The following is a 12,090-nucleotide window of genomic DNA, read 5'->3' on the forward strand; positions in this document are numbered from 1 at the left end:
GCCGGCGCGGTTCATTGACGGCAGATGATGAAAAAGACGACCCTGAAATCGGTGTTTCTGACCGGCCTGCTGGTTCTCGTCCCGCTCGCGATCACGCTGTGGGTGCTCGGTCTCATCATCGGCACGATGGACCAGACGCTGCTCCTGCTGCCCGAATCGTGGCAGCCCGAGCGGATGCTCGGCTTCCATCTGCCGGGGATCGGCGCGGTGCTGACGCTCGCGTTCATCTTCGTCGTCGGGCTGGCCACGCGGAACTTCATCGGCCAGAAGCTCGTCACGTGGTGGAACGCCGTGGTGCGTCACATCCCGGTCGTCGGGCCGATCTACACGAGCGTCAAGCAGGTGTCGGACACGCTGCTGTCGAGCAGCGGCAACGCGTTCCGCAAGGCGCTGCTGATCGAATACCCGCGTCGCGGCTCGTATACGATCGCGTTTCTGACCGGTACGCCGGGCGGCGACGTGCTCAATCATCTGACGGAAGAATACGTGAGCGTCTATATCCCGACGACGCCGAACCCGACGTCGGGCTTCTTCCTGATGCTGCCGAAGAGTGAAGTCATCGAACTCGACATGTCGGTCGATGCCGCGCTCAAGTACATCGTCTCGATGGGCGTGGTGGCGCCCCCGGCGCCGGCTCCGGCGCCGGCACGCCGCCCCGTCGAGCCGCCGCTGTAAGTAAAGAATCATCGCCCGGGCCGCGCGTTGCGGCGCCCGTTGATCAAACCGAACGAAAGCAAACATCATGTCGATGCGTACTGAATACTGCGGTCTCGTGACCGAACACCTGCTGGGCCAAACCGTGTCGCTGTGCGGCTGGGTGCAGCGCCGCCGCGATCACGGCGGTGTGATCTTCATCGACCTGCGCGATCGTGAAGGCCTCGTGCAGGTGGTGTGCGACCCGGATCGCGCGGAAATGTTCGCGACCGCCGAAGGCGTGCGCAACGAGTTCTGCGTGCAGATCAAGGGCCTCGTGCGCAACCGTCCGGAAGGCACGGTCAACGCCGGCCTGAAGAGCGGCAAGATCGAAGTGCTGTGCCACGAACTGAACGTGCTGAACGCATCGGTCACGCCGCCGTTCCAGCTCGACGACGACAACCTGTCGGAAACGACGCGCCTCACGCATCGCGTGCTCGACCTGCGCCGTCCGCAGATGCAGCACAACCTGCGCCTGCGCTACCGCGTCGCGATCGAAGCGCGCAAGTACCTCGACGAGCAGGGCTTCATCGACATCGAAACGCCGATGCTGACGAAGAGCACGCCGGAAGGCGCGCGCGACTACCTCGTGCCGTCGCGCACGAACGCGGGCCAGTTCTTCGCGCTGCCGCAGTCGCCGCAGCTGTTCAAGCAGTTGCTGATGGTCGCGAACTTCGACCGTTACTACCAGATCACCAAGTGCTTCCGCGACGAAGACCTCCGCGCCGACCGTCAGCCGGAATTCACGCAGATCGACTGCGAAACGTCGTTCCTCGGCGAGCAGGAAATCCGTGACCTGTTCGAAGACATGATCCGTCACATCTTCAAGACGACGATCGACGTCGAACTCGACGCGACCTTCCCGGTGATGCCGTACTCGGAAGCGATGGCGCGTTTTGGTTCGGACAAGCCGGACCTGCGCGTGCAGCTCGAATTCACCGAGCTGACCGACGCGATGAAGGACGTCGACTTCAAGGTGTTCAGCACGCCGGCCAACGCGAAGGACGGCCGTGTCGCGGCACTGCGCGTGCCGAAGGGCAGCGAGCTGTCGCGTGGCGACATCGACGGCTACACCGAATTCGTGCGCATCTACGGCGCGAAGGGCCTCGCCTGGATCAAGGTCAACGAGAAGGCGAAGGGCCGTGACGGCCTGCAGAGCCCGATCGTCAAGAACCTGCACGACGCATCGATCGCGGCGATCCTCGAGCGCACCGGCGCGGAAGACGGCGACATCATCTTCTTCGCGGCCGACCGCGCGAAGGTCGTCAACGACAGCCTCGGCGCACTGCGCCTGAAGATCGGCCATTCGGAATTCGGCAAGGCGAACGGCCTCGTCCATGCCGGCTGGAAGCCGCTGTGGGTCGTCGACTTCCCGATGTTCGAATACGACGACGAAGACGCGCGCTACGTCGCGGCTCACCACCCGTTCACGAGCCCGAAGGACGAGCACCTCGAGTACCTCGAGACCGACCCGGGCCGATGCCTCGCGAAGGCGTACGACATGGTGCTGAACGGCTGGGAAATCGGCGGCGGCTCGGTGCGTATCCACCGCGAGGAAGTGCAGAGCAAGGTGTTCCGCGCGCTGAAGATCGGTGCGGAAGAAGCGCAACTGAAGTTCGGCTTCCTGCTGGACGCACTGCAGTACGGCGCGCCGCCGCACGGCGGTATCGCCTTCGGTCTCGACCGCATCGTCACGATGATGGCCGGCGCCGATTCGATCCGCGACGTGATCGCGTTCCCGAAGACGCAGCGTGCGCAGGATCTGCTCACGCAAGCACCGAGCCCGGTCGACGAGCGTCAGCTGCGCGAACTGCACATCCGTCTGCGTCAGCCGGAACAGCCGAAGGCGTAACGCACTTCGTACCCGGTCGTGTGTGCGTTCACGCGCACACGACGCACATGAAAAAGGCGCAGCGATGCGCCTTTTTCGTTTTTTGCGGTACAGTCGCAGCACTTGCCGCCCGTTCGGAGCATTTGCCCGGCGCGCGGCCCCGTGCCGCATGAAACAACGATGACGAAGCCGCCGAAAATCCCCGAATCCGTTCTTGTCGTGATCTACACGCCCGACCTCGATGTGCTTGTGATCAAGCGTGCCGACCAGCCCGATTTCTGGCAATCGGTGACCGGCTCGAAGGACGCGCTCGACGAGCCGCTCGCGGTCACCGCCGCGCGCGAAGTGGCCGAGGAAACCGGCATCGCGATCGGCACGCCGGACGTGCCGGCCAGCGCGCTCGTCGACTGGCGCCACCGGATCGAATACACGATCTATCCGCAATACCTGCACCGCTATGCACCGGGCGTCACGCGTAACGTCGAGCACTGGTTCGGCCTGTGCGTGCCGTATCGGGTCGACGTGACGCTGTCGCCGCGCGAGCATGTCGACCATGCATGGCTGCCGTTCCGTGAAGCGGCCGCGCGCTGCTTCTCGCCGTCGAACGCCGAAGCGATCCTGCAACTGCCCGCGCGCGTGGCACTGTCGCGCGCGCCGCACGGCTCGTCGGCATGACGGCGGAAGCCCGCAAGCGCTTCGCGCAATTGCGGCAGATGTTCCTGCAGGAACGCGGTTCCGCGTCGCGGCTCGCCTTCACGTCGGGCAACACCGTGCGGCTGTGCGAGGGCGGCGGGGCATTCTTCGGGGCACTGATCGAACGGATCGATGCCGCCCGCGAGCAGGTGATGCTCGAAACCTACATCTTCTGTGACGACGCGGCCGGCCGGCCGGTGTCGGACGCGCTGATCCGCGCGGCGCAGCGCGGCGTGCGTGTGCGCGTGATCACCGACGGCATCGGCACCGCACGCCTGCCGCTGTTCGACACGTGGGTGGCAGCCGGCGTCGAGCACTGCATCTACAACCGCTTCCTGTTCGGCCGCTTCGGCTTCTCGCGCACGCATCGCAAGCTCGCGGTGATCGATCACGCGGTCGCGTTCTGCGGCGGCATCAACATCATCGACGACTACGCGCAGGGCGGCGCGAGGCTGCCGTTTCCGCGCTGGGATTTCGCGGTCGAGATGGCGGGGCCCGCGGTGTCCGACGTGCGCGCCGCGTTCGAACTGCAGTGGCACCGGATCATGTTCGGCCACAAGCCGTATGCGCAATACGCGGCCGGGCTGCATGGTGGCGAAGCGTTTCCCGAGATGTTCCGGCGCTGGATGCGCAGCCACCGCTGGATCAAGGCCGGCGCGCTGCGGGTCGTGACGGAGCCGAGCGTCGCGTTCGTCGCGCGCGACAACGTCGTGAACCGCCGCGCGATCGAGAAGACGTATCTCGCGGCGATCGGCCAGGCACGCCAGCGGATCCTGCTCGCCAATCCGTACTTCATGCCGGGGCGCAAGCTGCGCCGTGCGCTGACGGGCGCGGCGCGGCGCGGTGTCGACGTGCGGATCCTGATCGGCCGCAAGGAATTCGCGGCACTCGATACGGCCGTGCCGTTCCTCTATCACACGCTGCTGCGCGCAGGCGTGCGCGTGGCCGAATACGACAAGACGATGCTGCACGGCAAGGTGGCCGTGATCGACGACAATTGGGCGACGGTCGGCTCGTCGAACCTGGACGCATTGAGCCTGATGTTGAACAATGAGGCGAATGTCGTGCTGGTGCGCTACGATGCAGTCACGAACGAACTGCGCGACGCGATTGCGGCCGCGTTCGCCGACGGTCGGGAAATCGACCCCGCACGATTCGCCGCGCGCCCGCGCATCGAGCGCATGCTGAACTGGCTCGCCTATACGGCGTATCGCGTCGTGATGAAGGCGCTGACGGTCGGCGGTTACGACTGACGAAGACTAAGCGTTCGCTTCAAAAAATCTGTCCGCACGTTCGTGCGGAAAAGCCGCTCCGGTCCCGCCGGAATCGCGCAAAATAGCGGCTCGGTTAGACACCGGTTTCTAATAATTTCCTTGTTTCGCGAGCGGCCGCACTCAATAATAGTACGGCCGTTCGATTTTATTCGAACCCCCGAACGGTTACAGAAATAGCTATGCGAAAAGGCGAACAGACGCGTGCCGCGATACTTGAAGCTGCTTTGGACCTCGCCAGCCGTGATGGGCTGGAGGGGCTGACGATCGGCCTGCTGGCCGAGCGCATGCAGATGAGCAAGAGCGGTGTGTTCGCGCACTTCGGATCGCGTGAGGACCTGCAGGTCGAGGTCGTCCGCGAGTATCACCATCGTTTCGAAAACGAGGTGTTCTTTCCGAGCCTGCGCGAGCCGCGAGGCTTGCCGCGCCTTCGGGCGATGCTGGCCCGCTGGACGGAGAAGCGCATCCAGGAGGTGACGACGGGATGCATCTACATCAGCGGTGCAGTCGAGTACGACGACCGGCCTGACAGCCCCGTGCGCGAGCAGTTGATCGCAAGCGTGACGGCCTGGCGTGCCGCGATGCTGCGTGCCATTTCGCAAGCGAAGGAAGAAGGCCATCTGCGTGCGGATACGGATCCGGACCTGATGCTCTTCGAGTTGTACAGCTTCACGCTCGGCCTGCATCACGACGCACGCTTCCTGCATTCGCCGGACGCCGTGCGCCTCACGTGGGCCGCGCTGGAAAAGACGATTGTTTCGTATCAGAGCGAGAGCCGTTAGCGGCGCGTGATCCGCCCGCCAGGAGCTCGAGCCGTTTTGCCCACCTTTGGAGAGAGTCATGGGACAGTACGCCGCGCCGCTGCGCGACATGCAATTCGTGTTGCACGAGCTTCTGAACGTCGAAGCCGAAGTCAAGCAAATGCCCAAGCATGCGGACCTCGACGCCGACACGATCAACCAGGTCCTCGAGGAAGCGGGCAAGTTCTGCTCCGAGGTACTGTTCCCGCTGAACCAGGTCGGCGATCGCGAAGGCTGCACGTATGAAGGCGACGGCGTCGTGAAGACCCCGACCGGCTTCAAGGAAGCCTACCAGCAGTACGTCGAGGCCGGCTGGCCGGCACTCGGCTGCGATCCGGACTACGGCGGCCAGGGCCTGCCGGCGTTCGTGAACAACGCGCTCTACGAAATGCTGAACTCGGCGAACCAGGCATGGACGATGTATCCGGGCCTGTCGCACGGCGCCTACGAGTGCCTGCACGCACACGGCGCGCCGGAACTGCAGCAGCGCTACCTGCCGAAGCTCGTGTCGGGCGAATGGACCGGCACGATGTGTCTGACCGAGCCGCACTGCGGCACCGACCTCGGCATCCTGCGCACCAAGGCCGAACCCAACGGCGACGGCTCGTACTCGATCAGCGGCACGAAGATCTTCATCTCGAGCGGCGAGCACGACATGTCGAAGAACATCGTCCACCTCGTGCTCGCGCGCCTGCCGGAAGCGCCGCAGGGCACCAAGGGGATCTCGCTGTTCATCGTGCCGAAGTTCATCCCCGACGCAGCGGGCGAGCCGGGCGAGCGCAACGGCATCAAGTGCGGCTCGATCGAACACAAGATGGGCATCCACGGCAACTCGACGTGCGTGATGAACCTCGACGGCGCGAAGGGCTGGATGGTCGGCGAGCCGAACAAGGGCTTGAACGCGATGTTCGTGATGATGAATGCCGCGCGCCTCGGCGTCGGCATGCAGGGCCTCGGCCTCACGGAAGTCGCGTACCAGAACTCGCTCACGTACGCGAAGGAACGCCTGCAGATGCGTTCGCTGACGGGCCCGAAGGCACCGGACAAGCCGGCCGACCCGATCATCGTGCACCCGGACGTGCGCCGCATGCTGCTCACGCAGAAGGCCTACGCCGAAGGCGCGCGCGCGTTCACGTACTGGTCCGCGCTGCAGATCGACAAGGAACTGTCGCACGCTGACGAAGCGGTGCGCAAGGAAGCGGCCGACCTCGTCGCGCTGCTTACGCCGATCATCAAGGCGTTCCTGACCGACAACGCGTTCGAGTCGACCAACCACGCGATGCAGATCTACGGCGGCCACGGCTTCATCTCCGAGTGGGGCATGGAGCAGTACGTGCGCGACGCGCGGATCAACATGATCTACGAAGGCACGAACTCGATCCAGTCGCTCGACCTGCTGGGCCGCAAGGTGCTCGGCGACATGGGCGCGAAGCTGAAGAAGTTCGGCAAGCTCGTGACCGAATTCGCGGAAGCCGAAGGCGTGAAGCCGGAAATGGCCGAGTTCATCAACCCGCTCGCCGACATCGGCGACAAGGTGCAGAAGCTGACGATGGAAATCGGCATGAAGGCGATGCAGAACCCGGACGAAGTCGGCGCTGCCGCCGTGCCGTACCTGCGCACCGTCGGCCACCTGGTGTTCTCGTACTTCTGGGCGCGCATGGCGCGCCTCGCACTCGACAACGAAGCGTCGGGCGATCCGTTCTACAAGTCGAAGCTCGCGACCGCACGCTTCTACTTCGCGCGCCTGCTGCCCGAGACGGCGTCGACGATCCGCGCCGCACGCGCCGGTTCGAAGACGATGATGGAAGTCGACGAATCGCTGTTCTGACGCGAGTCCGGGCGGGGCGCGATGCGCGCCGCCCGAACGCAACGGTTCCTGGTACTCACTTCGCCGTGCAGCCCACCTCTCCCGCGCTGCACGACACTATCCGGAGACATCCCGTGAGCAATTTCCTGATTCGCAAGGTCGCCGTGCTCGGCGCCGGCGTGATGGGCGCGCAGATCGCCGCGCACCTCATCAACGCACGCGTGCCGGTGCTGCTGTTCGACCTGCCGGCCAAGGAAGGCCCGAAAAACGCGATCGCGCTGAAGGCGATCGAGAACCTGAAGAAGCTGTCGCCCGCGCCGTTCGGCGTGAAGGACGACGCCAAGTACCTCGAAGCAGCGAACTACGAAGACGACATCGCGAAGCTCGCCGAGTGCGACGTCGTGATCGAAGCGATCGCCGAGCGGATGGACTGGAAGCACGACCTGTACAAGAAGGTCGCACCGCACATCGCGCCGAACGCGATCTTCGCGACCAACACGTCGGGCCTGTCGATCACGAAGCTGTCCGAAGGTTTCTCGGACGAGTTGAAGTCGCGCTTCTGCGGCGTGCACTTCTTCAACCCGCCGCGCTACATGCACCTCGTCGAACTGATCCCGACCGCGCATACGCGTCCGGAGATCCTCGACCAGCTCGAGACGTTCCTGACGAGCATCGTCGGCAAGGGCGTCGTGCGCGCGAAGGACACGCCGAACTTCATCGCGAACCGCGTCGGCATCTTCTCGATCCTCGCGGTGATCACCGAGGCCGCCAAGTTCGGCCTGCGCTTCGACGAAGTCGACGACCTGACGGGCAGCCGCCTCGGCCGCGCGAAGTCGGCAACGTTCCGCACCGCGGACGTGGTCGGCCTCGACACGATGGCGCACGTGATCAAGACGATGCAGGACAACCTCGCCGACGATCCGTTCTTCCCGGTCTACCAGACGCCTGCCGTGCTCGCCGAACTGGTGAAGCAGGGCGCGCTCGGCCAGAAGACGGGCGGCGGTTTCTACAAGAAGGAAGGCAAGGCGATCAAGGTGCTCGACGCGAAGACGGGCACCTACGTGGATTCGGGCGCGAAGGCGGACGAAACCGTCGGCCGCATCCTGAAGCGCCCGCCGGCAGAACGCCTGAAGCTGCTGCGTGAAACGGACCATCCGCACGCGCAGTTCCTGTGGTCGATCTTCCGCGACGTGTTCCACTACATCGGCGTGCATCTCGAGTCGATCGCCGACAACGCGCGCGACGTCGACCTCGCGATCCGCTGGGGCTTCGGCTGGAACGAAGGCCCGTTCGAAGGCTGGCAAGCCGCCGGCTGGAAGCAGGTCGCCGAGTGGGTGCAGGAAGACATCGCGGCAGGCAAGGCGCTCGCGAACGTGCCGCTGCCGTCGTGGGTGCTCGAAGGCCCGGTTGCTGAGAAGGGCGGCGTGCACACGGCCGAAGGCTCGTGGGCGCCGGCCGCGCAGCGCTTCGTGCCGCGTTCGGACCTCGCGGTCTACGACAAGCAGGTATTCCGCGCGCCGCTGCTCGGCGAAGCCGGTGCCGATCCGAAGACGTACGGCAAGACGCTGTTCGAGACCGACGCAGTGCGCGCGTGGGTCGACGACCGTGCGGGTGAAGACGACGTCGTGATCGTGTCGTTCAAGTCGAAGATGAACACGATCGGACCGAGCGTGATCGACGGCCTCGTGCAGGCGATCGAACTCGCGGAGAAGGACTACAAGGGCGTGGTGATCTGGCAGCCGACGTCGCTGAAGCTCGGCACGCCGGGTGGCCCGTTCTCGGCTGGCGCGAACCTCGAAGAGGCGATGCCCGCGTTCATGATGGGCGGCGCGAAGGGTATCGAGCCGTTCGTGAAGAAGTTCCAGGAAGGCATGCTGCGCGTGAAGTACGCGAACGTGCCGGTCGTCGCAGCCGTGTCGGGCATCGCGCTCGGCGGCGGGTGCGAGCTGATGCTGCACAGCGCGAAGCGCGTCGTGCACGTCGAGAGCTACATCGGTCTCGTCGAAGTGGGCGTCGGCCTCGTGCCGGCGGGCGGCGGCCTGAAGGAAGCTGCGCTGCGCGCAGCGGATGCTGCCACGGCCGCGAACGCGACCACCGACATCCTGAAGTTCGTCACGAAGTCGTTCGAGAACGCGGCGATGGCGAAGGTGTCGGCGTCCGCGCACGATGCCCGTGCGATGGGCTACGTGAAGCCGTCCGACACGATCATCTTCAACGTGTTCGAACTGCTCGACACCGCGAAGAAGGAAGCGCGTGCGCTGGCCGCAACCGGCTACCGCGCACCGCTGCGTGCGAAGGACGTGCCGGTCGCAGGCCGCTCGGCAATCGCGACGATCAAGGCATCGCTCGTCAACATGCGTGACGGCCGCTTCATCAGCGATCACGACTACCTGATCGCGAGCCGTATCGCCGAAGCCGTGTGCGGTGGCGACGTCGAAGCCGGCAGCCTGGTCGACGAGCAGTGGCTGCTCGCGCTGGAGCGCCGTGCGTTCGTCGAGCTGCTCGGCACGCAGAAGACGCAGGAACGGATCATGGGCATGTTGCAGACCGGCAAGCCGGTGCGTAACTGAGCGAGCGGATAAGGCAAGGAGTCTCAAATGAGCAAACAATTGCAAGACGCATACATCGTCGCCGCCAGCCGCACGCCGATCGGCAAGGCCCCGCGCGGTGTCTTCAAGAACACGCGCCCGGACGAGCTGCTGGTCCACGCGATCAAGTCGGCGGTGGCGCAGGTGCCCGGCTTCGACACGAAGCTGATCGAAGACGCGATCATCGGCTGTGCGATTCCGGAAGCCGAGCAGGGCCTGAACGTTGCGCGGATGGGCGCGCTGCTCGCGGGCCTGCCGCAAACGGTCGGCGGCGTGACGGTCAACCGCTTCTGCGCGTCGGGCATCACGGCGCTGGCAATGGCGGCCGACCGTATCCGCGTCGGCGAATCGGACGCGATCTTCGCGGGTGGCTGCGAATCGATGAGCATGGTGCCGATGATGGGCAACAAGCCGTCGATGTCGCCGCACATCTTCGATCGCAACGAAGACTTCGGCATCGCGTACGGGATGGGCCTGACGGCCGAGCGCGTCGCCGAGCAGTGGAAGGTGAGCCGCGAAGACCAGGACGCGTTCTCGGTCGAATCGCACCGCAAGGCGCTTGCCGCGCAGCAGGCCGGCGAGTTCAACGACGAGATCGCCGCGTACACGATCACCGAGCGTTTCCCGAACCTCGCGACCGGTGAAGTCGACGTGAAGACGCGCGAGATCGCGCTCGACGAAGGTCCGCGTGCGGATACGTCGATCGAAGGCCTCGCGAAGCTGCGCACGGTGTTCGCGAACAAGGGCTCGGTCACGGCCGGCAACAGCTCGCAGACGTCGGACGGCGCAGGCGCGCTGATCGTCGTGTCGGAGAAGGTGCTGAAGGAATTCAACCTGACGCCGCTCGCGCGCTTCGTGAGCTTCGCGGTGCGTGGCGTGCCGCCGGAAATCATGGGCATCGGCCCGAAGGAAGCGATTCCGGCCGCGCTGAAGGCTGCCGGCCTGAAGCAGGACGATCTCGACTGGATCGAGCTGAACGAAGCGTTCGCCGCGCAATCGCTGGCGGTGATGCGCGATCTCGGCCTCGACCCGTCGAAGGTCAACCCGATGGGCGGCGCGATTGCGCTCGGCCACCCGCTCGGCGCGACCGGCGCGATCCGCGCGGCGACCGTCGTGCACGGGCTGCGCCGCCGCAACCTGAAGTACGGGATGGTCACGATGTGCGTCGGCACCGGCATGGGTGCCGCGGGCATCATCGAACGCCTGTAAGCGGAGCGGGACAGTAGCGACGACGGTGCGCGGGCCACGAGCTCGCGCACCGTTTTTTCATTCCGGTAGAGGAAAGTCAAAGGAGACGGTTGTGGCCGAAATTCAAGTGGAACGCGCCGATGGCGTGATGACGATCACGATCGCGCGCCCGGCGAAGAAGAACGCGCTGACGGCGGCGATGTACCAGACGATGGCCGACGCACTCGCCGACGCCCAGGAAGACAAGGCGGTTCGCGTGATCCTGCTGCGCGGTGGCGACGGCAACTTCACCGCGGGGAACGATCTCGAGGATTTCCTGAAGTCGCCGCCGAAGGACGACACCGCGCCGGTGTTCCAGTTTCTTGCGCGGATCAGCAGCGCGAGCAAGCCGATCGTGGCCGCGGTGCCGGGCCTGGCGATCGGCGTCGGCGTGACGATGCTGCTGCATTGCGATCTCGTGTACGCGGCCGACACCGCGACGTTCTCGCTGCCGTTCACGCAGCTCGGACTGTGCCCGGAAGCCGCGTCGAGCGTGCTGCTGCCGCGTCTGGCCGGCCATCAGGTCGCAGCCGAGAAGCTGCTGCTCGGCGAGGCGTTCGACGCGCTGGAAGCGCACCGGATCGGCATCGTCAACCGCGTGCTGCCGGCGGCCGAGCTCGACGCGTTCGCGGCGAAGCAGGCGGCGAAGCTCGCGGCGCTGCCGGCGGCATCGCTGCGTGTGACGAAGGCGCTGCTGAAGGATACGGGCGGCGTGGCGACGCAGGCGCGGATGGCCGAGGAAGCGGGCCACTTCGCCGCGATGCTGCGCGCACCGGAAGCGCGCGAGGCGATGACGGCGTTCTTCGAGAAGCGCAAGCCGGATTTCCGTCAGTTCGACTGACGGAGCAGGCCGCGCCGGCGATCGACCGCTGGCGCGCGCCCGCGATCGCGCTCAGGCCGTGCCGTAGTCGACGTGGCCGGTTTCGCGGCAGAAGCTGACGAGCCGCAGGCCGGCCGCTTTCGCGATCTCGATCGCGAGCGACGACGGGGCGGAGATGGTCGCCACCAGCGGGATGCCGACCCGCGCGGCCTTGCGCACGAGCTCGTAGCTCGCGCGGCTCGACAGGAACACGAAGCCGTCGGTCGTGTCGGCGCGCGACAGCACGAGCGAGCCGATCAGCTTGTCGAGCGCGTTGTGGCGGCCGACGTCCTCGAACGCCATCCGGATCGCGCCTGTTGC

The 12,090-nt window shown here is 65.6% G+C and carries 10 protein-coding genes; 9 read left to right on the forward strand and 1 reads right to left on the reverse strand.

The window, feature by feature from the left end; genetic code table 11:
* Positions 1 to 24 precede the first annotated feature (24 nt).
* The 9 genes from JYJ84_RS16630 (at position 25) to JYJ84_RS16670 (ending at position 11,751) form a co-directional block, all read left to right on the forward strand.
* Positions 25 to 675, forward strand: coding sequence for a DUF502 domain-containing protein (locus JYJ84_RS16630; protein WP_011353157.1), 651 nt, complete (start codon positions 25 to 27; stop codon positions 673 to 675).
* A gap of 67 nt (positions 676 to 742) precedes the next feature.
* Positions 743 to 2,545 (forward strand): aspartate--tRNA ligase, encoded by a 1,803-nt coding sequence (gene aspS / locus JYJ84_RS16635; RefSeq protein WP_011353156.1) that lies wholly within the window; start codon positions 743 to 745, stop codon positions 2,543 to 2,545.
* 159 nt (positions 2,546 to 2,704) lie between these two features.
* Positions 2,705 to 3,199: a dihydroneopterin triphosphate diphosphatase gene (nudB, locus tag JYJ84_RS16640; protein WP_174955584.1), complete on the forward strand. Its 495-nt coding sequence runs from the start codon at positions 2,705 to 2,707 to the stop codon at positions 3,197 to 3,199.
* Positions 3,196 to 4,470, forward strand: a complete 1,275-nt coding sequence (gene clsB, locus JYJ84_RS16645) for a cardiolipin synthase ClsB (protein WP_122946240.1) — start codon at positions 3,196 to 3,198, stop codon at positions 4,468 to 4,470. Before nudB ends, clsB begins: the two co-directional genes overlap by 4 nt.
* Positions 4,471 to 4,670: 200 nt before the next feature.
* A complete protein-coding gene (locus tag JYJ84_RS16650; RefSeq protein ID WP_006751498.1) occupies positions 4,671 to 5,270 on the forward strand; it encodes a TetR/AcrR family transcriptional regulator in 600 nt (199 codons plus the stop codon).
* Positions 5,271 to 5,328: 58 nt separating this feature from the next.
* Positions 5,329 to 7,116, forward strand: coding sequence for an acyl-CoA dehydrogenase C-terminal domain-containing protein (locus JYJ84_RS16655; protein WP_122946239.1), 1,788 nt, complete (start codon positions 5,329 to 5,331; stop codon positions 7,114 to 7,116).
* Between the two features lie 113 nt (positions 7,117 to 7,229).
* On the forward strand, positions 7,230 to 9,665 hold the full coding sequence (locus tag JYJ84_RS16660; RefSeq protein ID WP_174955580.1) for a 3-hydroxyacyl-CoA dehydrogenase/enoyl-CoA hydratase family protein: 2,436 nt from the start codon (positions 7,230 to 7,232) through the stop codon (positions 9,663 to 9,665).
* Between the two features lie 27 nt (positions 9,666 to 9,692).
* Positions 9,693 to 10,892 (forward strand): acetyl-CoA C-acyltransferase, encoded by a 1,200-nt coding sequence (locus JYJ84_RS16665; protein WP_175221643.1) that lies wholly within the window; start codon positions 9,693 to 9,695, stop codon positions 10,890 to 10,892.
* A gap of 91 nt (positions 10,893 to 10,983) precedes the next feature.
* Complete coding sequence (locus JYJ84_RS16670) at positions 10,984 to 11,751, forward strand: enoyl-CoA hydratase (protein WP_175221644.1); 768 nt, start codon at positions 10,984 to 10,986, stop codon at positions 11,749 to 11,751.
* Positions 11,752 to 11,802: 51 nt separating this feature from the next.
* On the opposite strand, the gene JYJ84_RS16675 is transcribed toward JYJ84_RS16670, so the two are convergent.
* A partial coding sequence (locus JYJ84_RS16675) for a formate dehydrogenase accessory sulfurtransferase FdhD (RefSeq protein WP_205189294.1) occupies positions 11,803 to 12,090 on the reverse strand: 288 nt, incomplete at its 5' end.

This window comes from Burkholderia sp. LMG 13014 (assembly GCF_905232215.1).
Taxonomy (GTDB): domain Bacteria; phylum Pseudomonadota; class Gammaproteobacteria; order Burkholderiales; family Burkholderiaceae; genus Burkholderia.

Bases quoted from the DNA above. Each gene is read 5' to 3' on its own strand.
- JYJ84_RS16630 (WP_011353157.1), top strand. From the start codon at position 25: ATGATGAAAAAGACGACCCTGAAATCGGTGTTTCTGACCGGCCTGCTG.
- aspS (WP_011353156.1), top strand. From the start codon at position 743: ATGTCGATGCGTACTGAATACTGCGGTCTCGTGACCGAACACCTGCTG.
- nudB (WP_174955584.1), top strand. From the start codon at position 2,705: ATGACGAAGCCGCCGAAAATCCCCGAATCCGTTCTTGTCGTGATCTAC.
- clsB (WP_122946240.1), top strand. From the start codon at position 3,196: ATGACGGCGGAAGCCCGCAAGCGCTTCGCGCAATTGCGGCAGATGTTC.
- JYJ84_RS16650 (WP_006751498.1), top strand. From the start codon at position 4,671: ATGCGAAAAGGCGAACAGACGCGTGCCGCGATACTTGAAGCTGCTTTG.
- JYJ84_RS16655 (WP_122946239.1), top strand. From the start codon at position 5,329: ATGGGACAGTACGCCGCGCCGCTGCGCGACATGCAATTCGTGTTGCAC.
- JYJ84_RS16665 (WP_175221643.1), top strand. From the start codon at position 9,693: ATGAGCAAACAATTGCAAGACGCATACATCGTCGCCGCCAGCCGCACG.